Genomic DNA, 22456 nt, shown 5'->3' on the forward strand with positions numbered 1-22456 from the left:
CTATGCCGCGTTCGCCGGCGTGCGCACACGCTCGAAAATCGCGGCAATGTCGATATCGCCGGTATTCAGGCCGAATCGATCACGCAGACACGCCGCGAGTTCGCCCGCGCTGCACAGTCGTTGCGTGCCGATGATCTCGCCGTCCGCGGCGCGCTCGTTCAACTGGTCGTTGAGCAGCGTGAGGCGCGCTTCGGGCAGTACGCGGCTCACAATCAGGTTGCTGGCGAAAATCGCCTCCGGCGAGGTGGACGTGTACCAGTTCGAGGTTTCATAGTCGATCCACTCGACCGGATGCAGATCGAACCGGTAGACGCGCGCCCAGCTTTCATCGCGCGCCTGTACTTCGAGACACAGCGCGCCACGCGATGCGTCGGCGAGACGGAACGTGCCGAGCGCAGTGGGCTGAGCCAGACCCGCCGACAGGCGCAGTGGTGCGGTCAGCGTCACGCTGCCGAAGCCGACGTCGGCGATCCACGCCTCGTTGTCGAGGTCGATGCGCAGGACCATATGCGTGCGCGGCGGCATGGCGTCCGAGTCGCGGCCCCACAGCACGCGCGCGAGCAAAGGCGTGACCTTGAATCCCAACTGCATCAGCACGTTCGCAAACAGCGCGTTCTGTTCGAAGCAATAGCCGCCGCGGTGCTCGGCGACGAGTTTGCGCTCGACCGATTCGAGGTCCAGTTTGACGGGCCGCCGCGTGAGCGGGTTCAGGTTCTCGAACGGGATGGCCCGCGGGTGCAAGCCGTGAAGCACCCGCAGAACCTCCAGCGAGGCCGCGCGCGGGCCTTCGTAACCCATGCGGGAGAAGTAGTTGTCCAGATTCACGGTGTATGACATCGACAGGGTTCCGATAGGGTTTTGGGCGCGGCACGCCGATGGACTGCACGCGGCCGCGCGGTGTCAGAAAACGATCATAGCCGCTTTTCCCGCCTGCTCGCGACGGTGTCTTTCACCTGTTTCCGTAGTCATCCACTATGGGTTTCACTGACCGCCCTTCAATGCCGAGGTCGCGATCGACGGCACGCTAATGCCATGACTCGACGCGTACTGCACCGCCGAGCTCAGCGTCGACATCAGCGATTGCAACTGGCCCGGCGCCGATTGCGCGATGTATGCCGCAGCCTGCGCCGTCTGCGGATTCGCGCCGGACTGCAGCAGCGACGACGGACTCATCTGACCGATGCTGCCCAGCCCCGACTGCAAGCTCGAATACTGACTCACGCCTTTACCCAGCGACGACAGCCCCTCGGTGAACGCCTGCTTGTTGACTGGCGTGGCCGACGCGCCGCCGCTCGCGCCGTTTGCGAAGGCCTGGGTCAGCGATTGCGAGAGCGACTGCTGCGTGTTGCCCGCCTGCGTCAGTTGACTCACCGAGGGCGTCCCACCGCTCAGCAATCCGGCCGCCTGTTGCGCCTGTCCTGCGGCGCTGCTCATTCCCATGGCGGACGCAAGCGCCGACTGCCCGCTCAACACCTGCTGGTTCGCGCCGACATAGGTCTGCAGCAATTGCGACATGCCGCCCGATGACGTTGCCGCGCCGGCACCCGCTGAGCTGTCACCGCCTATGCCGAACTGTTTGAGGTTCAACTGTGCATTCGATACGCCGCTCATCATCAAACCGCCGCTCGCCAGCAATGAAATCAGCAGGCTGCGTTTGCTCCAATGTTTGTTCATCTCACTCTCCTGAATTGGCGTTCCGAGGGACTCGTGCGGATTCGACACCCCGTTCCGGAAGGCGTTCGATAAGACCACAACCATACAATTTAATTACGTCAATATTATTTTTAATTTACACACAAATGCCTTTTAGCTGGGGGCCGTAAAAATTAGAATTACATCGCAGTAATATTGATGCGAATCGTTCTCATTTGTGTTGACGCAATTATTCCGCATGCGTACGATCTCGCCATGTGCTGCATCTGGCGTCGCGAACCGATGCGGCAAATAGCGGAAAGGCGGCGACGCTCCGCGATGACTCAAACAGTCGATACAACACCAACAAGGATTTCGATGAAGTTCGCCAACTCCAGCGGCCACGCCGTTCAAGCGCGCCCGTTTCGCGACCCGGCGCAGCGCACCGGCGCCACACGCCGCTCCCGTCTGCCCGCCATGCGGCGCACCGTCCTTTGCACGGCGTTCGCCTGGGCAACGCTAACCGCCGGCACCGCGATGGCCGAGGCCAATCCCGACGCCGCACCGGAAGCGCCCGAAGCCGACCTGAACATCAAGGCAAGCCAGACGGACCAGTGGACCGGCTTCTGGAACCGCCAGCAGATGCTCGGCGACATCGGCGGGCTGCGCCCGTGGCTTGGCAAATATGGCGTGACGTTCGCGCTCACCGAAACCAGCGAAGTGCTCGCCAATCTGCGTGGCGGTCTGGCGCGCGGCGCGGACTACGACGGTCTGACGACCGCCACCGTGCAGGTGGACACGCAAAAAGCGTTTGGCCTGCCAGGCGGCCTGTTTAACGTCAGCGGCTTGCAGATCCACGGCGCCAATCTCAGCGCCAACAAGCTCGGCACGCTGAATACGGCAAGCGGTATCGAAGCGGATGACAGCACCCGCCTGTGGGAGCTGTGGTACCAGCAGTCGTTCCTGAACAAGCGCGTCGACGTGAAGATCGGTCAGCAGAGTCTCGACCAGGAATTCATCGCCAGCACCTACTCGGCGCTGTTCGTCAACACGATGTTCGGCTGGCCCGCCCTGCCCTCGTACGACATGCCGTCCGGCGGCCCGGCCTATCCGCTGTCCGATCTCGGCGTGCGCGTGCGCGGTCAGATCACGCCTTCGTTGACGGCGTTAGCCGGCGTGTTCGACGGCGATCCGCTCGGCAACAACCCGAACAACAAGAGCGGCACCAACTTCAATCTGCACAACGGCACGCTGTTCATCGGCGAGCTGCAGTACGCGATCAATCAGCCGGCCGACGGCGAAATGGTCGGCGCGGGCGGCGGCGGTCTGCCGGGCACCTACAAGCTCGGTGTCTGGTACAACAACGGCAGCTTTGCGGATCAGCGCTTCGACAACACCGGCTTGTCGCTCGCGAACCCGGCCTCCACCGGCGTGGCCGCGAATCATCATGGCGACTACAGCTTCTACGCCGTGGCCGACCAGATGGTCTGGCGTCCGGACCCGGACGAGCCGCGCAGCATCGGTGTGTTCGCCCGTGTGATGGGCGCGCCCGGCGACCGCAACCTGGTGAGCCTCGCCGCCAACCTCGGCGTCGTGATGAAAGCGCCGTTTCGCGGCCGCGACAACGACAGCGTGGGCCTCGCGCTGACCTACATCAAGGTGGGCAACAACGTTCACGGGCTCGATCAGGATAACCTGGCATTCAGCGGTGGCTCGTACGGTGTGCGCACCAGCGAAACCACGCTTGAAGCGACCTATCAGTATCAGGTCAATCCGTGGTGGCAGTTGCAAGCCGACGCGCAATACACGTTCAACGCCGGCGCCGGCCAGAATCCGGGCGACCCGACGCAACCGCTGCGCAACACGTTCGTGGTCGGCCTGCGGACCAACATCACGTTCTGATGACGTTCGCACCAACTTCACACGCTATCGACCCATCTGATTCCATGCTTTCGATCATGACCACCACTACCGCTTTGTGCGCAGGCACGGAGGCTCAATCGTGACTCTTTCCACGCGCAAGTTGTCGCCGCGCACCGCGCGGGCCCTGATCGCCGTCGCCGCCAGCGCCGCTGCTTTCGCAACGGCCGGCAGCGCGCACGCCGACCCGCAAGGCTTCCTCGAAACCGTCAAGCATCACACCACGCTGATCAACACCGTGCCGGACAACGGCGACCAGAACCCGTACGCGGTCGTGGTCGCACCGGTCTCGGCGGGCACCGTCAAGCAAGGCGACGTGCTGGTCGGCAACTTCAATAATTCGACCAATCTGCAAGGCACCGGCAGCACGATCATCAACTATCATCCGGACACCAAACAGATGACGGTGTTCGCCACCGTGCCGCGCGATCTGAAGGAATGCCCGGGCGGTATCGGCCTGTCCACCGCGATGACGATGCTGAAGTCCGGCTACGTGATCGTCGGCAGCACGCCGAGCAACGACGGCACGACCGGCACCAAAGGCGCCGGCTGCCTGATCGTGATCGATCCGCAGGGCAAGGTTGCGTCGACCATCACCAGCCCGAACATCAACGATCCGTGGGGCAACATGGCGGTCGTCGACAACGGCACGAGCGCCACGCTGTTCGTGAGCAACGCCGGCTTCGGCGTGGGTGGCGCGGACGGCAATCCGCCGGTGTTCAAGCAGGCCACCGTGCTGCGACTGGACCTCGACGTGCCGGCCGGCAAGCCGCCGGTCGTGAAGAAGGAAACTGTGGTGGGCAGCGGCTTCGGCGCGCAGGCCGACAAGGGCGTGTTCCTCGTCGGTCCGACCGGACTCGCGCTCTCGGCCGATCAGAAACTGCTGTACGTGTCCGACGCGATCGGCAACCGCATCACCGAAATCGACGAACCCATGACGCGCGACACGAGCGCGGGCGTCGGCCGTCAAGTGACCGCCGACGGCCTGCTGCACCGGCCGCTCGCGATGGCGAGCGCGCCCAACGGCCACCTGCTCGTGACCAACGCGCTGAACGGCCAGATCGTCGAAATCGATCCCGCCGGCGGCAAGCAGCTTTACGCGCGCTGGATCGACACCGATAAGGCGCAATCGCCGCCCGGCAACGGTGATCTGTTCGGCCTCGCCATGACGCCCGAGGGCGACGGTTTCTACTACGTACAGGACGACGTGAACACCCTGGTGCTCGCGAAATAAGCAAAACACCCCACAGAAAAATGAAGGTGAAGTAGCCATGTCAAACGATCAACCCCCGCGGCCCTCACGGCGCGGGTTTCTCAAGGCCGGCGGCGCGGCGGTCGCGGCAGGCGCGAGCCTGGGCGCAGGTCTCGCGGCATCGCAGGCCGCCCAGGCCGCGACCGCTAAAACGGCCGCGCATAGCGCCGATCCGCAGATGGCTGTCGAGCCGTTCTACGGTACGCATCAAGGCGGCATCGTCACACCGCAGCAGAGCCACACCTATGTCGCCGCGCTCGATCTCACGACCGAGAAGCGCGAAGACGTGATTGCGCTGCTGCGTGCCTGGACCGACGCCGCCGCGCGGATGACGCAGGGCAACACGGCCGCGCCGCTGCCGGCCGGTGGAACGGCCCAAGCCGCCCAGCCCGCCGACAACCTGACCGACGGCAACGCCGACAGCCAGGCCAAAAACCAGAGCTACAGCCAGGCCGCCAAAGCCGCACCCGATTCCGGCGACGTGCTCGGTCTCGGCCCCTGCGGTCTGACGATCACGTTTGGCTTCGGCCCGGGCCTGTTCACGAAAGACGGCAAGGATCGCTACGGCCTCGCCGCGCGCCGCCCCGCCGCGCTCGTCGATCTGCCGCGTTTTAACGGCGACCAGCTTATCGCCCAGAAGACCGGCGGCGACCTGTACATCCAGGCCTGCGCGAACGATCAGCAAGTGGCGTTTCACGCGATCCGGCAATTGTCGCGCCTCGCCTCCGGCACCGCGGTCATGCGCTGGGGCCAGGCCGGATTCGTGTCGGGTCCGCGCGGCCAGACGCCGCGCAATCTGATGGGCTTCAAGGACGGCACCAACAATCCGTCCACCGCGAAGCCGCAGTTGATGAACGAATTCGTGTGGGCCGGCCACACCGACGACGCGCCGTGGATGGAAGGTGGTACCTACACCGTGTTCCGGCGCATCCGCATCACGCTGGAACACTGGGACAACACCGAGGTGGGCTTCCAGGAGCAGGTGTTTGGACGCCACAAGTACAGCGGCGCGCCGATCGGCAAGAAGAACGAGTTCGATCCGGTGGACCTGAAGGAAGAAGACAAGGACGGCAACCCGGTGATTCCGGAGAACTCGCACGTGCGTCTGTCGAATCAGGCGAGCAACAACGGTGCGCAGATCTTGCGCCGTTCTTACTCGTACAACGACAGCACAGACTTCTATATCGAGCGCTGGCCGCCGTGGCGCCAGGAAACCGAGTACGACGCGGGGCTGGTTTTCGTCGCTCACCAGAGCGACCCGCGCAAAGGCTTCATTCCGATCAACGACAAGCTCGCGAAGTTCGACATGATGAACCAGTTCACGACGCACGTCGGCAGCGCGATTTTCGCCGTGCCGCCGGGCGCGAAGCCGGGTTCGTATATCGGCGCGGGTTTGTTCGAGACGTAATGTGAGCGCGTAGCCCATAAAATACCGATCAATCACAACATCACAACGGATTTCTGCATCATGGCTCATACCTGGTTTGGCACCCGCCTGCGCCTTCTCAGCAGCGCCGCCGCGCTGACGCTGGCCGCTTTCGCGTCGTTGCCGTCGGCGGCCCACGCCGCGTCGATCACGCTGTATAACGCGCAGCACGAGCAGGTCGTCAACGTGCTCGCCAAAGACTTCGAAAAGGAGTCGGGCATTACGGTGAAGATCCGCAACGGCGAAGGCCCGGCAATGGCCGCGCAGATCGTCGCGGAAGGCGCGGCCACGCCCGCCGACGTGTACTTCACGGAAAACTCGCCGGAACTGATGCTGCTCGAAGAGAAAGGCCTGCTGAACAAGGTGGACGGCGCGACGCTCGCCACCGTGCCGGCTCGCTTCAACTCGCCGACTGGCGCATGGGTCGCGGTGACCGCGCGTGAAAACGTGCTCGCCTACAACACCGCCAAGGTCCAGGCATCGCAGCTGCCGCAATCGCTGTTCGACCTCGCCAAGCCGGAATGGAAAGGCAAGGTCGGCATTGCACCGAGCGACAGCGACTTTCTGCCGCTCGTGAGCGCCGTCCTCGCACTGAAGGGCGAAGCGCAAACCGTGCAATGGCTGAAGGGCCTGAAAGCCAATGCGCAGATTTTCGACGACGAGGAAGGCGTGGTCGCCGCGGTCAATCGCGGCGGCGTGGCCACCGGCATCATCAACAACTACTACTGGGACCGCCTGCACGCGGAACTGGGCGACGCGAAAACCCGCAGCGCGATTCATCACTTCGGCAACGGCGACGTTGGCGCTGCGGTGAACGTGTCGGGCGCGGGCGTGCTGAAATCCGCGCACAACACGGACGGCGCACAGAAGTTTCTCGCCTATCTGGTCAGCGAGCGCGCTCAGCAGTTGATGGCGAAAAGTCACGTGATGTTCGAATATCCGCTGCACGCGGGCGTCGCGCCGGACCCGATCCTCAAGCCATTCGCTGAACTGAGCCCGCCGGCACTGACGATCCAGCAACTCGGCGACGACAGCCAGGCCGGCAAGCTGCTGCGCCAGGCAGGCCTGCTGTAAATGAGCGACGCCTTGTCAGCCGGACCACCGGCTGTCCCCACCGCCCCGGTGCGCGCCCATGCGCGCGCGCCGCGCGGATTGGTTGCCGCAGCAGCACTCAGCGCTTTGCTGGTGTTGCTGCCGATTGCGTTTACGTTCTGGCGCGCCGCGAGCTACGGCGCCGGCGAAGCGATCGACCTGGTGTTCCGGCCGCTCGTCGGCGAACTGCTGGTCAACACGTTGATGATCACCGTCTCGACCACGCTGGTCAGCGCCGTGATCGGCACGGCCGCCGCATGGTTCGTCGAGCGTACGCATTTGCCGGGGCGCCGCGCGTGGGCTGTGTTGAGCGCCGCGCCGCTCGCCATGCCGGCCTTTATTTCCAGCTATGCGTGGGTGTCGCTGAGCCAGGATCTGCAGGATTTCAACGGCGCGTTGCTGGTGCTGACCTGCGCGTATTTTCCGCTCGTCTATCTGCCGGTGGCTGCCGCGTTGCGCGGCATGGACCCCGCGCTCGAAGAAAGCGCGCGCGCGCTCGGTTGCAACCGCTGGAGCACGTTCATTCGCGTGGTGCTGCCGCAACTGCGCCCCGCCCTGCTCGGCGGCATGCTGCTGGTCGCGCTCGGCGTGCTGTCGGAGTTCGGCGCGTTCACGCTGCTGCGCTTTCGCACGTTCACCACGCAGATCTACGCCGAATTCCGCACCAGTTTCGACGGCGGCGGCGCCTCGCTGCTCGCGTGCCTGCTGATCGTGATCTGCCTGATCGTGCTGGCCTTCGAGTTTCGCGTGCGCGGCGCGGCGCGCTATGAACGCGTCGATCGCGGCACGCGTCGCGCGGTATTGCGCTACGAACTCGGCGCATGGCGCTGGGTGGTCGTAGCCGGTTTTGCGCTGCTGACGATCACGACGCTCGGCGTGCCGCTTGGCATGATCGGCTACTGGCTGACCCAGCCCGGCGCGGCCGCGGTCACGCCGGCCGATGTCTCGCCCGAGCTGCTGTTCAACGCCACGCTCTCGTCGCTCGGTTTCGGCCTCGCCGCCGCGCTGCTGACCACGCTGCTGGTCGTGCCGCTGGCGTTCCTGCTGGTGCGCTACCCCACCCGTTTCGCGACGCTGTTCGAACGCACGGTGTTTCTCGCGCAAGGCGTGCCGGGGCTGGTAATCGCGCTCGCGGTCGTGTCGCTCACGGTGCACGCGCTGCAAGCGCTTTATCAGAGTGCGACGCTGCTGGTGATCGCGTACGCAATGCTGTTCATGCCGGTGGCCCTCGTCAGCGTGCGTGCCGCCTTCATGCAGGCGCAGCCGCGCCTCGAAGAGACCGCCCGCGCGCTCGGCCTGAACTGGACGCAAACCCTGCTGCGGGTCGTGTTGCCGCTGGCGGGGCCGGGTCTCGGCGCGGCCGCGGCGATGGTGTTCATCTCGGTCGTCACCGAACTGAACGCAACACTGCTGCTCTCGCCCATCGACACGCAAACGCTCGCCACCCAGGTCTGGTCCGACACGTCGACCATGGCGTTCGCCGCGGCGGCGCCCTACGCGGCGCTGCTTACCGGCATTTCGCTGTTCGCCTCGGGCCTGCTTTTCGCGCTGCTCGGCAAATCGGCGCTACTCGGCGAACGCGGCTGAAACGGCCGGCCTGACAAGCTTTTATCACTAGGTCTACATGAGCGAACTTCGTATCCGCGGGCTGAAAAAATCGTTCGACGGCCATCCGGTGCTGCACGGCATCGATCTGTCCGTCGAGCGCGGCACGCTGCTGGCGCTGCTCGGCCCCTCGGGCAGCGGTAAAACCACGTTGCTGCGCCTCCTGTGCGGTTTCGAGCGCGCGGATGGCGGCAGCGTCGAAATCGACGGCCGCCGCGTGGCCGGCGACAATCTGCATGTCCCGTCCGAGTTGCGCCATATCGGCTATGTGCCGCAAGAAGGCGCGCTGTTTCCGCATCTGTCCGTGGCGGATAACATTGTGTTCGGCTTGCCGCGCACGCAACGGCGCGCACGGCATCGCGTGGCGGAGTTGCTGGAACTGGTCGGCCTGCCGGCGAACTTCGGCGAGCGCGCGCCGCAGCAGTTGTCGGGCGGCCAGCAGCAACGGGTCGCGCTGGCGCGCGCGCTGGCACCGGCACCCAACCTGGTGATGCTCGACGAACCTTTCTCTTCGCTCGACGCCGCCTTGCGGCTCGAAACCCGGCAAGCGGTGGCGAGCGCTCTCGCCGCAACCGGCGCGACCGCCGTGCTGGTCACGCACGATCAATCCGAAGCGCTCTCGCTCGGCGATGAAGTGGCGGTGTTGTGGAATGGCCGGCTGATCCAGACGGCGAGCCCGGAGACGCTCTATCGCCGGCCCGTCACGCGTGAACTGGCATCGTTCATCGGCGAGGCGGTGTTGCTGCCGGGTGTCGTCATGCAGGATCGCGTGAGCTGCGAGCTAGGTGACTTGCCGTTATCGGCGCCGATGAACCAGGGCGCTGTCGACGTCATGGTGCGGCCCGAGCAGATCCGCCTGCTGCGCGCTGGAGAAACGGTGACCGACGGCGCCGCGGCTCATGACGCCGTGGTCACGGAGGTGATTTTTCAGGGGCAGGACGCGAGCGTCACGCTGCGCTTGCAGTCCGGTACGCAGACCGTCGTGCGTGCCAGGGTGGCGGGCTATCTCTGCCCCCGACCGGGCGAGCAGGTGCGCCTTGTCGTGGACGGCGAGGTGACGGCTTACGCTCGCAGTTGAGCGGCGAGTCAGGCGGCGACTCAGGTGATGATTCACGCGGCGGGCTGAGCGCCGCTTCAAGGCACCACACGCTCTCATCAAAGCGACTGCGACGCTGACGCCTCAACCTGGCGCCGCCGGTGCGCCACGCATCGGCCCCGGCAACGACAAATCCTGCATCATCTGCGCGGCCAGGTAATCGCAAGTCGGCCGGTCCGATTTGGCGCTGCGCGCCACCACGATCTCCAGCGGTGCGATCTTCGGCAAGCCCTGTGCTTCGCCGAGGATGGCGAGCCGCGACGGCACGCTACAGCGCGTGAGCGCGACCACCGAAAGCCCCGCATCCACGGTTGCGACGAGGCCCATCAGGCTGGCGCTGCTGAACGCCGCGCGATAGCGGATGCGCGCGCCGTCCAGCGCGGCCAGCGTATGCTGGCGCGCCACACAGCCGGGCTCGTAGAGTCCCACCGGCAGCGGCGACGCCGCCAGCACCGGCGTATCCACCGACGCTCCCACCCACACCATCGGCTCGCTGCGCACGAATTCGCCGCGCAATTTGCGGTCGCGCGTGACGAACGCGAGATCGATTTTGTTATCCGCCAGCATCGGCGCGAGCGACGTGCTTTGCGCGCAAACAATCTCGATCTCCACGTGCGGATACAGATTCGAGAACCGCCGCAACACCGGCGACAACAGCGAGGACACATAGTCGTCCGGTGCGCCGAGCACCACGCGCCCGGTGACCTCGGGCCGCACGATCGCCGACCACGCCTCCTCATGCAGCGCCAGCACACGCCGCGCATATTCGAGCAGTGTGTTGCCGGGGCGCGTGAGCGACAGGTTGCGCGTGTCGCGAGCGAACAGCGTGGTGCCGAGCATGGTCTCGAGCCGTTTGATCTGCATGCTGACCGCCGCCTGCGAGCGATGCACGCTCGCCGACGCCTTCGTGAAACTGCCTGTTTCCACGATCGCGACAAAGGTGCGCAGCAGATCGACGTCGAATTCGGGGTGCATGATTTATCAATCCGGCTTATGGAATTTCTCAATTTAATTCGTTTGTCGGTGGCGTGCAAGCCGCGCAATACTCGGGGCATTGCCTCACGGAGCCGCTTTGCATGTCCCTCACCCAACGTCAACAGGGCGCCATCACGCTGGCCAGCGGCGGGCTGCTGATGGGCACGATCGGCGTCTTCGTCGAGGAGGCGCGGCTCGGCGCGCTGACGCTCGTGTTCTTTCGCTGCCTGTTCGGCTTTCTCTCGCTCGCCGCGTATTGCGCGTGGAAGGGCTACTTCACGCGCGCGCATTTCACGCGCCGCACCGCCATGCTGGCGCTGATCTCCGGTGTGCTGATGGTCACGCAATGGGTCGGCTTCTTCGACGCGATCCATCGCACCAGCATCGCGGTTGCGACGGTGGTGTTCCACGTGCAGCCGTTCTGGGTCGTGCTGATCGGCGCGGCGCTCTTCAAAGAGCGGCTCGGCGCGGACCGGCTGGGCTGGATCGCGACGGCATTCGTCGGACTCGTGCTAGCGTCGGGTGTCGCGGCCACGGAGCATTTACAGGGCCATACGAGCTATCTGATCGGCATTGGCGAAGCGTTGGCCGGGTCGGTGCTCTATGCGAGCGTGACGCTGATCGCCAAGGGGCTCGGCGATTTGCGGCCGCATCTGCTCACGCTCGCGCAATGTGCGGTCGGCGTGGTGTGTCTGCCGTTCATCGCGCCGCTCACCGCCGTGCATATCGGCCCGATGCAATGGTTCTGGCTGATCGGCATGGGCGTGCTGCATACGGGGCTTTCGTACGTGCTGATTTACGGCGCGCTGCCCAAGCTGAGCACGCCGATCATTGCTGTTCTGCTGTTCGTCTATCCGTTGACGGCAATCGTGGTCGATGCGGTGGTGTACGGGCGGGCGTTGTCGATGCCGCAACTCGCGGGCATGGCATTGATCGTGACCGCGAGCCTTGGAGTAAATCTCGGTTGGCCGCTGTTGTCGTTGTGGCGTCCCGGTGGGCGCGCGCGGCGTCACGCGGACTGAGACTCGGGCTGAGACGCGGGCACCGCGCCTCGCCGGCACGCTCAACGGAAAACCGGGCGTTGCGCCCGGTTTTTTTTAGCCGTCGTAGTGAAAGCGGCATGCCAGCACGTAGATCTTTCCGTCTCTCGGCAAGTAGACCAGACGATCGGCGTGCGTGATGCGACGCGACCAGAACCCGCTCAGACTGCCGGCCAATGGCTCCGGTTTTCCCGTGCCGTGATACGGATCGCGCCGGCACTCCTCAAGCAACGTATTAATCTTGCGCAAGACCTTGCGGTCGGCCTCTTGCCAATACAGATAGTCGTCCCACGCTTCGTCGGTGAACATAAAAATACTGTCAGCCTTGGCGGCCTCCTCGTTTCGGCTTCTGTGTTTGTTCATCGGTCAGCAGTTCGCGCGCGGACGCACCGCCGGCATTCAACTGAGCGATAGACCTGGCGAGCCGCTGGGCATTCTTCGACGAGCTCAACAGATACAGCGTCTCCTGCATCGCGTTGAAATCCTCGAGCGAAACCATGACCACATTTTCGCCACTCTGCCGCGTGATCAGCGTGGGAATGTGATCGCGGCAGACGTCGTCCATCGCTTGCTTAAAGCCGGCACGCGCCTCGCTGTAAGTAAGGACGTTCATTCGTTTTCTCGACCTGAGAGGTTTCCCTCCAGTCGCTCCTGTCAAAAGTTAGGGACGATTTCGCCGTTGCATGAATGCACTCTTGGACGACGAACCCGACGCGCCGCTCCAGGGAATGCTTAACGCTGGGACACGGCAATCATTGTACAATCCTCTGTACGAAATTGCCACTCCCAGGCAACGCCCGAACACGTCACCTAACCGATAGAGAGGATGCCTGCGGAGATCCCGCCGCGCCACTCAGCCGAACGGCCAACCTTACTGCGGCAACGTTTCGCCCTTCGTCTCCGGTGCAAACGGAATCACGAACAGGCCGGCGACAAACGCGAGCGCGGTCAGCGCCACCGGCACCCCGAGCGTATGCATGTGGAGCACCGCCGCACCGAGCAGAAAGTTGACGCCGGCACCCACGAACCGCCCGAACGAGGTGCAAAACGCAAACGCCGTCGCCCGCACACGGGTTTCGAACTGCTCCGGCAGCCACAAGCTGAACAGCGCGAAGTTGCCGCCGAAGAAACCCAGCACGAAGAGCCACGCGATGAACGGCGCGAGTCCGTTCGGCAGATAGAACGCCCAACCGAAGCTGCCGGCAATCGCCACCGCCATACCCATGAAATAGAACGCCAGCGTCTTCTTGCGGCCAATGCGCTCGGCGAGCGGCGGCAGCGCCAGGCAGCCGAGAATCGTCCCGATGGACAGCAGCCCCGTTGCCAGCGACGCGGTTTTGAGCGCCTCGCCCTTGGCCATGCCGGCCTTGGTCGCCAGTTGAATCACGGCGGACGGCTCGTAAACCGCCCCGGCCCACAAACCGATGATGGCGATCGTCAGGAGAATGCACGCCACCCAGGTACGGCGCCGGTAGGCCGGCCCCATAATCTCGCGCAGCGGTGTGACCCGCACGGTTTGCGCTTCAGCCCGCGCTTCGGCTTTCTGCCACTTGTCCGATTCCTTCACGCGCAGCAGAACCAGAATCGCGACCACTACCGGCACCGCTCCGGTCAGGAACATCGCGCGCCAGCCGTAATGCACGCCGATCGTGTAATTCAGCGCCGCGGCGAGAAAGAAGCCGGCGTAGTAGCCGGTTTGCAGATAGCCGGCGCCCATCTTGCGCCGGTCTTCCGGCCACGATTCCGCCACATACGTTCCAGCCAGCGCCCACTCGCCGCCTATGCCCACCCCCGCGATGAAGCGATAGATGCCAAGCTCCCACACGTTGTGCGAAGTCGCCGCGAGCCCCGTGAAAATGGCGAACGTGAAGATGGTGCCGGCCAGCACCTTGGTGCGGCCGAAGCGATCGGCGAGCGGCCCCCAGATGAACGAGAGCCCCCACCCAACCAGGAACAGCGCGAATAGAATCGAACCGGCAAGGCCGACATTCGCCGGCGTGGCCGCATAGCCGGAACGCGGCAGCAGTTCGGTCAAGGCCGGTGTGAGCACGAGTGCGTAGATGAACGAATCCATTCCGTCGAGCGTCCAGCCGGCCCAGGCACCCCAAAACCCTGCAATCTGCGAACCATTGAGCGGCGTGCGGCGCCGCGTGACCGACGTGCGATCGGTGAGTGAACTCATCATGCTCCTCCAGCCCTACGGTTGATGTACGTAACTGAAACGACGAGATGGCGCGCTTGTTATGGATCGGGTGTCCTTGCCCTTCGGGTGAGAAGACGGAGCAGACAGAGTTCTGGCGCTTCCGGGTTCGCTCACTTGCAAACGCGCATTTTTATATATAATATTTGAAATCATGAACGACGCAATTAATGGTTTCCCCCTGGACGCCCCGGCGCACAGCTCGCTTTTACCGGCGGCGGCGCCGCGTGAGAGCACGTCCCGCATGATCGCGGAGGCGCTGCGGGCGGCGATTGTCGACGGCACGCTGGAGCCAGGCGCGCCGCTGCGGCAAGACGCCATCGCGCGGCACTTCTCGGTCAGCGCTATTCCCGTGCGTGAGGCTTTGCGGCAGCTCGAGAGTGAAGGCTGGGCCAAAGCCGCAGTGAATAAAGGCGCAACGGTCGCGCCTTTGTCGGCGCAGGAAGCGCGCGAGATCTACGAGATCCGCTCCGCGCTGGAGAGCCTCGCCATCGGGCTTGCGATTCCCAATCACACGGCGGCCACGCTGAGCGAATCCGCCGGTCTGTGCCGCGCCGCCGAGCGCGAAGCGGACCCCTCGTTGTACGTCGCGCGCAATGTCGCGTTTCACACGAGCCTGTATGCGCCGGCTGCCCGGCCGCAACTCGAGGAAATGATCGGAGCGCTGCACCGGCGCGGTGAAAGATATTTGCGCCTGAAGTTCGGCTTGCCATTGCACAAGGGCGAATCCGACAAAGAACACGCGGCAATACTCGACGCCGTCGAGCGCCAGGACATCCCTACCGCGCAGGCGCTGGTCGCCGCGCACCTGCTGGGCACCGGCGATCTGCTTTTTCGTTTCCTGACCGAGCGCGCCGAGGCTGAAGCCGCGCTCGCCAAACAAGCCAGGCCGCGCGGCAGACGCGCGCGCACCACTACCGGGAGTGATTGATCCGATGAACCGACCCGCCGAAGCGCCGCCCGCCGCACGCTCATGGACTACGCGTCGCGACGAAAAGAATCGTCGCCTCGCGGCCATTGCACCCTGGCTGGAAGACGGCGTACTGCCGCCAAACCGCATCGTCGACGCACTCGAAACGCTGATTCAACCGGGCGACCGCGTCGCCCTCGAAGGCGACAACCAGAAGCAGGCCGACTTCCTGTCCCGCTCGTTCGCCAAAGTCGATCCGCAAAAAATTCACGACGTGCACCTGCTGATTTCCAGCATTAGTCGTCCTGAGCATCTGACGCTGTTCGAACGCGGCATCGCGCACAAGGTCGATTTTTCGTTCGCCGGTCCGCAGAGCTTGCGGGTCGCGCAACTGCTCGAAGACGGTCAACTGGAAATCGGCGCGATCTACACCTACGTCGAGCTGTACGCGCGCATGTTCGTGGATCTGACGCCGCAGGTTGCGCTGCTGTGCGCGGAAAAAGCCGACCGTCACGGCAATCTGTACACCGGCCCGAATACCGAAGACACCCCCACCATCGCCGAAGCTGCCGCGTTCCGTCACGGCATCGTGATCGTGCAGGTCAACGAGATCGTCGACGAACTACCGCGCGTCGACATTCCGGGTTCGTGGGTGGACGTGGTCGTGCAGGCGGATCGGCCCTTCGCCGTCGAGCCGCTGTTCACACGCGACCCGCGCCATATCGGCGACCTGCAGGTGCTCACCGCCATGATGGTGATTCGCGGCATCTACGAGCCGTATGGCGTCACGTCGCTCAATCACGGCATTGGCTTCGACACCGCCGCGATCGAATTGCTGCTGCCCACGTATGGCGAGTCGCTCGGCCTGAAGGGCAAGATCTGCCGCAACTGGACACTCAATCCGCACCCCACCATGATTCCCGCGATCGAGTCGGGCTGGGTCGAGAGCATTCACTGCTTTGGCAGCGAGGTCGGCATGGAGGCGTACATCGAGGCACGTCCCGACGTCTTTTTCACCGGCAACGACGGCAGCCTGCGCTCGAACCGCGTGCTGTGCCAACTGGCCGGCCAATACGGCGTCGATCTGTTTATCGGCTCGACCTTGCAGATCGATGCCGACGCGAATTCGTCCACCGTCACGCGCGGTCGGCTGGCCGGTTTCGGCGGCGCGCCCAACATGGGCCACGATCCGCGCGGCCGGCGCCATTCGAGCGAGGCGTGGCTCAAGCTGCTGAAAGATCAGGCTCCGGTGTCGCGCGGCCAGAAGCTCGTCGTGCAGATGGCCGAGACCTACAAGAAAGGCGGTGAACCGACTTTCGTCGATGAACTCGACGCCGTGGCGGTCGGCGCAAAAAGCGGCATGCCGATAGCGCCCGTCATGATCTACGGCGACGACGTCAGCCATGTCGTCACCGAAGAAGGCATCGCGCATCTGCACAAGGCCGAAGGTGTCGACGAGCGCCGCGCGGCGCTCGCCGCCGTAGCCGGCGTAACGCCGATCGGGCTGCGCGCGAAGCCGGAGAAAACGGCGGAACTGCGCCGGCGCGGTGTCGTCGCTTATCCCGAGGATCTCGGCATTCGGCGCGGCGAAGCGAAGCGTTCGCTGCTGGCGGCACGCAGCATCGACGATCTGGTGACGTGGTCGGGCGGTCTGTACGCGCCGCCGGCGCGCTTCAGGAGCTGGTAAGCATGGCGCCCGCTGCCTTGCTTTCTCGTGCGCAAGCGCCGTGCGCTCGTCCCCTAGGCGTGACGCCGCCGGATGCACATGCAGACGTCGCCAACGCGCTGCACGCTGCAGCCCGCGCCGTCCACATCGCGTCCACGCCCAGCGACGCGCAACTGGCCCGTTACGCCGTCACCGCGCTGATCGAAGAAGCCCGGCTCACGCCCAAGCCCGCGCTGGTCGACCAGCGCGGCAGCGGCGCGCATCGCGACCTCGATCTCGACATCATGCTGCGCTCGGCGAACGCGCTCGAACCCACGTTTGCGGCCCTCGCACGCGCCGCGCGGCACCGTGGCGAACCGTCCGCCGTATTGCGCACCGAGCTCGCGCAAATCGGCCGAGCCGGCGAGCAGGACATGCTTCTCGCAACCGGCGGCAGCAACGCGCATCGTGGCGCGATCTGGATCATCGGCTTGCTGGTCGCGGGCGCGGCGCTGCCCGGCGGCGTGACGCGCCTCGCCTCGCCGCAAATCGCCGCACGCGCCGCGCAGATCGCCTGCTTCCCGGACCGCTTCGCCGCGCCGTCCAACAGTCACGGCGAGCGCGCGCGTCAGCGCTACCAGGTAGGCGGCGCGCGCCGTGAAGCGCAGGACGGCTTCCCGCACGTCATCCATACCGGCCTGCCCGCGTTGCTCGCGGCGCGCGAACGCGGCGTCCACGAAAACGCCGCGCGTCTCGACGCCCTGCTCTCGATCATCGCGACACTCGACGACACCTGCCTGCTGCACCGTGCCGGCCTGGCGGGTTTGCACGCCGGGCAGCGCGGCGCGCAACGCGTGCTCGCGGCCGGAGGAAGCTCGACGCCCGCGGGCCGCGCCGCACTTGCCGCACTCGAACACGCACTGCTGTCGCTCAACGCCTCGCCTGGCGGCGCAGCGGATCTGCTCGCCGCCACTCTCTTTCTCGACATGCTGGCGCATCACGACGCCGGCCGGAGCCCGGAATCATGGAACATCTGACCTTCGACTATCCGGCACAACGCGCCGTCACGACCCGCGCCCATGTCGGCGTGGTGGGCTCGGGCGACCTGGAAGTGCTGCTCTCGCCCGTCACGCAGGACGGCGCGCTGTCCGCGCATGTGGTTGTGCGCACCAGCGTGGACGGCTACAGCCACATCTGGAAAAGCGTGCTCGACCGCTTTTTCACGCGCTACGACGGCGCCGCGCAAATCGAAATCAACGACTTCGGCGCGACGCCAGGTGTAGTGGCGCTGCGCCTGGCCGAAGCCGTCGAAGCCGCGGAACAGGGAGGCGACGCATGAACACGGTTGCGATGACCACTTCTCCCGCATCGATGCTGCGCAACAGTTTCATCGAACTGCCGGCGCGCGAGCGCGCCCGCGCGCTGCTTGATCCGGGGACCTTCCGCGAACTGCTCGGCCCGTTCGACAAGATCGAGTCGCCGTGGCTGCCGCTGCAAGGCATCGTTTGCCAGGCGGATGACGGTTGCGTGATCGCACGTGGCACCATCGATGGCGAACCGGCTGTGGTTGCGGCGATCGAGTCCGCGTTCCAGGGCGGCAGTATCGGCGAAGTGTCGGGCAGCAAGATTGCCGCGGCGCTGGAGCTTGCCTTGCGCGATTGCGAACGCGGCAAGATCGTGCGCCCGGTCGTGCTGTTCGAAACCGGTGGCGTGAGGCTTCAGGAAGCCAATCTCGGTCTCGCCGTGATCGCAGAGATTCAGGCGGCGATTGTCGCGCTGCGCCGGCATGTGCCGGTGGTCGGCGTGATTGCGGGCATGGTGGGTTGCTTTGGCGGCATGTCGCTCGCGGCTGCGCTGTGCTCGTATCTGGTTGTGACGAAGCAAGGCCGGCTTGGCATGAACGGCCCCGAAGTGATCGAACAGGAAGCCGGCATCGAGGAGCTCGATTCCAGCGACCGGCGCCGCATATGGCATCTGATCGGCGGCGAACAGCGAGCGGCGACCGCGCTGGCAGACCGGCTAGTCGACGACGACGCCGACGCGGTCAGCACCGCCGTGCGCGCCGCCTTCGCGCAAGGTGTGCCGGGCGCGCATCGCAGTGAGCAGGTCGAGGCTTTTCTGCAGCGCCTCACGCGAATCGATCCCGCCGGCGTTACGCCGGAATCCATGCGCGACGTGTTCAACGCGCAAACGCAAAACGCAGCGCGCAAGGAGCAAGCATGAGCGACACAACACTCAGCCGCGGCGCGCTCTGGTTCCACGCGCTCGCCGGCGACTCATCCAGCCGGCCGCCCGTCTGGAGTAGCGACGCAACGCTAGGTGGCGAGACCGCGCGCTTCATCACGGTCGTGCCCGATCCCGCCAACCGGTTCCCGCGCGCGACCGACAATGTCGTCGGCCTCGAACAGGGCTGGCAACTCGCGCGGGCCGTACGCGATGCGATCGCGCGGGACGCAGCGAGCGCCACCCGCCGCCCCATCGTCGCAATCGTCGATGTGAAAAGCCAGGCCTACGGTTATCGCGAAGAAATGCTCGGCATTCACCTCGCCTGCGCCGCGGCGGTCGACGCGTATGCGTCGGCGCGCGAAGCCGGTCATCCGGTGATCGCGCTGATTGTCGGCCCGGCCATGTCGGGCGCATTCCTCGCGCACGGCTATCAGGCCAAGCGCATCGTCGCGCTCGACGCACCCGGCACCATGGTTCACGCCATGGGCAAAGAAGCGGCGGCACGCGTCACGCGCCGCACGGTCGAAGCGCTCGACGAACTCGGCGAAACCATTGTGCCGATGTCTTATTCGATGGCGTCGTTCGCGAAGCTCGGGCTGCTCGATCAGCTGATCGGCGGCGTCGATGCCGACGCGCCGGACTCCGCGCAAATCGAGCGCGTGCGTCAGGTATTGATCGAGCAGATTCGCAGCGCGCGCGACGACGGCCGCCGCAACCTGGCGCATCGGCTGGAATCGGATGCGGCGCGAACAAACCGCGCGGCGTCGATTGAAGTGCGCCGGCGTCTCGCCGAACAATGGGATGCCGTGTGATGCAGGTTTGCGCCGCGCCGCCGTTTGCAATCGATCACGCGCTGTCATACGACGCGCGCTGGCGGTCGCACGACTTGCTGCGTTTGCGCAGTTTGCCCGTCTCGGATAACGAACCGGCGTGGGTGCGTGACGCTTTCGAGCGCACGCCGTACGCGGTCGTGCGGCGCGCGCTGGCCGCGGAGGATTTCGTCGCGATCGGCGTGCGCGGAGTCGGGCGGTCACAACGTTATGGCGCGTGGGCGCGCTCCGCCGACGTGGTATCGACAGTGTCTCCGGAAGCGCTGACGTCATGCCGTCCTCTAGCCACACGAAGCGCGTTGCCCGCATTCACCGCCCTCGCTGCGTTGGGCGACGACGCGACCGGCGCACTGAGCCCCTTCGTGTGGGGACCAACGGGAAGCACCGGTTTCGAACTGGCGACACAGAGACCAACAGTCACCGAGTCGAGCGATCTCGACCTGCTTATCCGAACCCTCGAGGCCCCCCTCGCGCGCAACGACGCAAGCGAATTGCTGGCCTATTTGCAGGCGCTTGCGCAACGTGTCGGCATTCGTCTGGACGCGCAACTCGAGACACCCGCGGGTGGCGTCGCACTGGCCGAGTGGGCAGCGGGCAAGCCGCGCGTGCTGGCGCGCCATGCGCGCGGCCCGCATCTGACTGCCGATCCGTGGGCCGCCATGAATTACGGCGGCGAACCCTGATGCTCGCCCTGCTCTTTCCCGGCCAAGGCGCGCAGACCGACGGCTTCCTGCACCGTCTGCCCGAGCACCGCGCAGTGCGCGAAACACTCGCGGAAGCGTCACATGTGCTCGACGTCGATGTGCTCACGCTGGACACGCCGGAAGCATTACGCTCAACCGTCGCGGTACAGATCGGTTTGACGGTCGCGGGCGTGACCGTCGCGCGCGCGCTCGCCGATGAACAGTTCGTGCCGGAAATCAGCGCGGGGTTGTCGGTCGGCGCGTACGCGGCGGCGGTGAGTTGCGGCGCGGTTCAATTCGAGCACGCATTGCGAATGGTGCGCCGGCGAGCCGAGCTGATGGAAACCGCGTACCCCTCAGGCTACGGTCTCGCGGTGATCTCGGGTTTGACCGAGCATGAAGTGGCGGCGCTCGCCGCGCTGCATGTGGATGAAGACTCACAACGCGTCTACATCGGCAATGTGAACGCGCCACGCCAGATTGTCGTGGCGGGCGCGAATGCCGTGCTGGACGCCTTTATCGAACGAGCATTGGCAGCCGGCGCACGCAAGGCCACTCGCCTCGCGGTGAGCGTACCCTCGCATTGCGAATTGCTCGCGCACGCCACGGACAAGCTGGTTGCGTACGCCAGCGAAGTTCCCTTTCAGACGCCGCACAGCACCTACATCGGCAATCGCGGTGGCCGGCCTCTGTACACCGCGGACGCGATCCGCGACGATCTCGCGACGAATATGCGCTACACCGTGCGCTGGTTCGACGCGCTGACGGTCATGCAGGAAATGGGCGCGCGCGTGCTGATCGAAGCACCGCCGGGCCAGGTGTTGACCGACATTGCACGCGAGTACTTTCCGGATACCACCGCGCTCGCGGCCAGCACTTTCTCGTTCGACCGGCTCGTGGCAACCGCGCGGCGGCGTCTGGAAGAAAACTAGGCGCGTCGCGTCGCATCGGGCCATCAGCCCGGCCTCACCGTTTCTCAATCAACTGCCGTCCCATCGCCTTCGCGTACTGATCGCACGCGCTGCGCGCCACTCGTGATGCGGCCAGCACGCCCACGTCGGCATCGTCGCGGTAGTACATCGCCACATTGATCGGCGGCGGCAGCGGCCGCACCTGCAACTGCCCCAGTTCGCCGCTGCGCAGATAAGGCTCGACGAACAGCGCGGGCACCGCCGCGATCCCATAGCCATCGCGCAGCAGCTTGACGATCACCGCGACCGAAGGCATGCAGGTCACCTGGGTCTGCGCGAGCGGCACACCGGCGCGCTTCGCGAGTGCCTGCACGATCGCCTCGACGGCGACTTGCGGCGCGGTGCCGCGACCGAATGTCAGCACCGGTTTGCTCAATACGGTCTGCACGTGCTTCACGCGGCTCGCCGGAATCAGATCGCTGCGCGCGATCCAGCGCACCGGATAGCTCGCCAGCAACGACGACACGATCGACGCCTCGTGGTCGCCGGTTTCCTCCACCTGAATCACCAGATCCAGCTCGCCGCTGCGCAAGCGCGGTCCGAGTACCGCGCTGGAATCGACCGTGAGGTCCACCACGATGCGGTTGTACTCGGCGTTCAGCATGCGGATGTAGTCCGGTAGCCAGCTATGCACCACCGTTTCGATCACCCCCAGCCGCAGGCGTGTGGCGACTTGCGACTCATCCTGCGCGGCCAGTTGCAGCGAGCGCGTGGCCTGCACGACGGAGCGCGCATGCGCGAGCAGCCGGTCGCCGTTGGCGGTAAGGCGGAAGTCCGCGGCCTCACGCTCGATCAGCTCGACGCCCAGTTCTGCTTCGAGCGTCTTGATACGCAGCGAAATCGCGGCAGGCGTGGCGTGCATCGCGGCGGCCGTCGCGCGAAAACTGCCCAGACGGGCGAGTGTCAGAAACGTCTCGACGAAGCGGGTATTCATTGCCTGGCTCTCTCAACAG

General features: G+C 65.3%; 22 protein-coding genes. 15 read left to right on the top strand and 7 right to left on the bottom strand.

Translation table 11 applies throughout. The features are described 5' to 3' along the window. Together A6V37_RS35555 and A6V37_RS35560 are read right to left on the bottom strand one after the other, a co-directional pair. Complete coding sequence (locus A6V37_RS35555; protein WP_064271816.1) at positions 1-837, bottom strand: arylamine N-acetyltransferase family protein; 837 nt, start codon at positions 835-837, stop codon at positions 1-3. Between the two features lie 144 nt (positions 838-981). Then, positions 982-1674 (bottom strand): hypothetical protein, encoded by a 693-nt coding sequence (locus tag A6V37_RS35560; RefSeq protein ID WP_064271815.1) that lies wholly within the window; start codon positions 1672-1674, stop codon positions 982-984. Positions 1675-2010: 336 nt separating this feature from the next. Here A6V37_RS35560 and A6V37_RS35565 point away from each other — a divergent pair, with 336 nt between their 5' ends. From A6V37_RS35565 to A6V37_RS35590, 6 genes are all read left to right on the top strand, one after another. Beyond that, the gene (locus tag A6V37_RS35565; RefSeq protein ID WP_064286854.1) at positions 2011-3534 is read left to right on the top strand and encodes a carbohydrate porin; all 1524 of its coding nucleotides are present in this window, start codon (positions 2011-2013) and stop codon (positions 3532-3534) included. Positions 3535-3634: 100 nt separating this feature from the next. Then, positions 3635-4786: an NHL repeat-containing protein gene (locus tag A6V37_RS35570; RefSeq protein WP_100249456.1), complete on the top strand. Its 1152-nt coding sequence runs from the start codon at positions 3635-3637 to the stop codon at positions 4784-4786. A gap of 37 nt (positions 4787-4823) precedes the next feature. Then, a complete protein-coding gene (locus A6V37_RS35575) occupies positions 4824-6212 on the top strand; it encodes a Dyp-type peroxidase (RefSeq protein WP_064271813.1) in 1389 nt (462 codons plus the stop codon). A gap of 60 nt (positions 6213-6272) precedes the next feature. After that, entirely contained in the window at positions 6273-7304 is a 1032-nt protein-coding gene (locus A6V37_RS35580) for an iron ABC transporter substrate-binding protein (RefSeq protein ID WP_064271812.1), read from the top strand. Continuing rightward, the gene (locus A6V37_RS35585) at positions 7305-8909 is read left to right on the top strand and encodes an ABC transporter permease (RefSeq protein ID WP_064271811.1); all 1605 of its coding nucleotides are present in this window, start codon (positions 7305-7307) and stop codon (positions 8907-8909) included. 37 nt (positions 8910-8946) lie between these two features. Next, a complete protein-coding gene (locus tag A6V37_RS35590; protein WP_064271810.1) occupies positions 8947-10005 on the top strand; it encodes an ABC transporter ATP-binding protein in 1059 nt (352 codons plus the stop codon). A gap of 102 nt (positions 10006-10107) precedes the next feature. Here A6V37_RS35590 and A6V37_RS35595 read toward each other — a convergent pair whose 3' ends face one another. Further along, on the bottom strand, positions 10108-10998 hold the full coding sequence (locus A6V37_RS35595) for a LysR substrate-binding domain-containing protein (RefSeq protein ID WP_064271809.1): 891 nt from the start codon (positions 10996-10998) through the stop codon (positions 10108-10110). 101 nt (positions 10999-11099) lie between these two features. Between A6V37_RS35595 and A6V37_RS35600 the strand changes: the two genes are divergently transcribed. Continuing rightward, positions 11100-12020, top strand: a complete 921-nt coding sequence (locus A6V37_RS35600) for a DMT family transporter (RefSeq protein ID WP_064271808.1) — start codon at positions 11100-11102, stop codon at positions 12018-12020. A gap of 75 nt (positions 12021-12095) precedes the next feature. On the opposite strand, the gene A6V37_RS35605 is transcribed toward A6V37_RS35600, so the two are convergent. From A6V37_RS35605 to A6V37_RS35615, 3 genes are all read right to left on the bottom strand, one after another. Further along, positions 12096-12347, bottom strand: coding sequence for a Txe/YoeB family addiction module toxin (locus tag A6V37_RS35605; RefSeq protein ID WP_064271807.1), 252 nt, complete (start codon positions 12345-12347; stop codon positions 12096-12098). A 10-nt stretch (positions 12348-12357) separates the two neighbouring features. Continuing rightward, the gene (locus A6V37_RS35610) at positions 12358-12651 is read right to left on the bottom strand and encodes a type II toxin-antitoxin system Phd/YefM family antitoxin (protein WP_064271806.1); all 294 of its coding nucleotides are present in this window, start codon (positions 12649-12651) and stop codon (positions 12358-12360) included. 258 nt (positions 12652-12909) lie between these two features. After that, positions 12910-14220 (bottom strand): MFS transporter, encoded by a 1311-nt coding sequence (locus A6V37_RS35615; RefSeq protein WP_064271805.1) that lies wholly within the window; start codon positions 14218-14220, stop codon positions 12910-12912. Positions 14221-14392: 172 nt separating this feature from the next. On the opposite strand from A6V37_RS35615, the gene A6V37_RS35620 reads away from it, so the two are divergent. From A6V37_RS35620 to mdcH, 8 genes are read left to right on the top strand one after another with little or no spacing between them, the layout of a single operon-like run. After that, on the top strand, positions 14393-15169 hold the full coding sequence (locus A6V37_RS35620) for a GntR family transcriptional regulator (RefSeq protein ID WP_064271804.1): 777 nt from the start codon (positions 14393-14395) through the stop codon (positions 15167-15169). A gap of 4 nt (positions 15170-15173) precedes the next feature. After that, the gene (mdcA, locus tag A6V37_RS35625; protein WP_064271803.1) at positions 15174-16835 is read left to right on the top strand and encodes a malonate decarboxylase subunit alpha; all 1662 of its coding nucleotides are present in this window, start codon (positions 15174-15176) and stop codon (positions 16833-16835) included. 2 nt (positions 16836-16837) lie between these two features. Continuing rightward, positions 16838-17830 (top strand): triphosphoribosyl-dephospho-CoA synthase, encoded by a 993-nt coding sequence (locus A6V37_RS35630; RefSeq protein WP_075643611.1) that lies wholly within the window; start codon positions 16838-16840, stop codon positions 17828-17830. Beyond that, positions 17818-18132: a malonate decarboxylase subunit delta gene (locus A6V37_RS35635; RefSeq protein WP_064271802.1), complete on the top strand. Its 315-nt coding sequence runs from the start codon at positions 17818-17820 to the stop codon at positions 18130-18132. The genes A6V37_RS35630 and A6V37_RS35635 overlap by 13 nt, the downstream gene beginning before the upstream one ends. Continuing rightward, positions 18129-19016 (top strand): biotin-independent malonate decarboxylase subunit beta, encoded by an 888-nt coding sequence (locus A6V37_RS35640; protein WP_064271801.1) that lies wholly within the window; start codon positions 18129-18131, stop codon positions 19014-19016. The genes A6V37_RS35635 and A6V37_RS35640 overlap by 4 nt, the downstream gene beginning before the upstream one ends. Further along, complete coding sequence (gene mdcE, locus A6V37_RS35645; RefSeq protein WP_064286855.1) at positions 19013-19831, top strand: biotin-independent malonate decarboxylase subunit gamma; 819 nt, start codon at positions 19013-19015, stop codon at positions 19829-19831. The genes A6V37_RS35640 and mdcE overlap by 4 nt, the downstream gene beginning before the upstream one ends. Continuing rightward, positions 19831-20532 carry a malonate decarboxylase holo-ACP synthase gene (locus A6V37_RS35650; protein WP_064286856.1) on the top strand — a complete coding sequence of 234 codons (702 nt, stop codon included), beginning with the start codon at positions 19831-19833 and terminating at the stop codon, positions 20530-20532. Before mdcE ends, A6V37_RS35650 begins: the two co-directional genes overlap by 1 nt. Continuing rightward, entirely contained in the window at positions 20532-21464 is a 933-nt protein-coding gene (gene mdcH, locus A6V37_RS35655) for a malonate decarboxylase subunit epsilon (protein ID WP_064271799.1), read from the top strand. The genes A6V37_RS35650 and mdcH overlap by 1 nt, the downstream gene beginning before the upstream one ends. Before the next feature lie 34 nt (positions 21465-21498). On the opposite strand, the gene A6V37_RS35660 is transcribed toward mdcH, so the two are convergent. Then, the gene (locus tag A6V37_RS35660; RefSeq protein WP_064271798.1) at positions 21499-22437 is read right to left on the bottom strand and encodes a LysR family transcriptional regulator; all 939 of its coding nucleotides are present in this window, start codon (positions 22435-22437) and stop codon (positions 21499-21501) included. Between the last annotated feature and the right edge of the window lie 19 nt (positions 22438-22456).

It is taken from the genome of Paraburkholderia ginsengiterrae, from assembly GCF_001645125.1.
Taxonomy (GTDB): Bacteria; Pseudomonadota; Gammaproteobacteria; order Burkholderiales; family Burkholderiaceae; genus Paraburkholderia; species Paraburkholderia ginsengiterrae.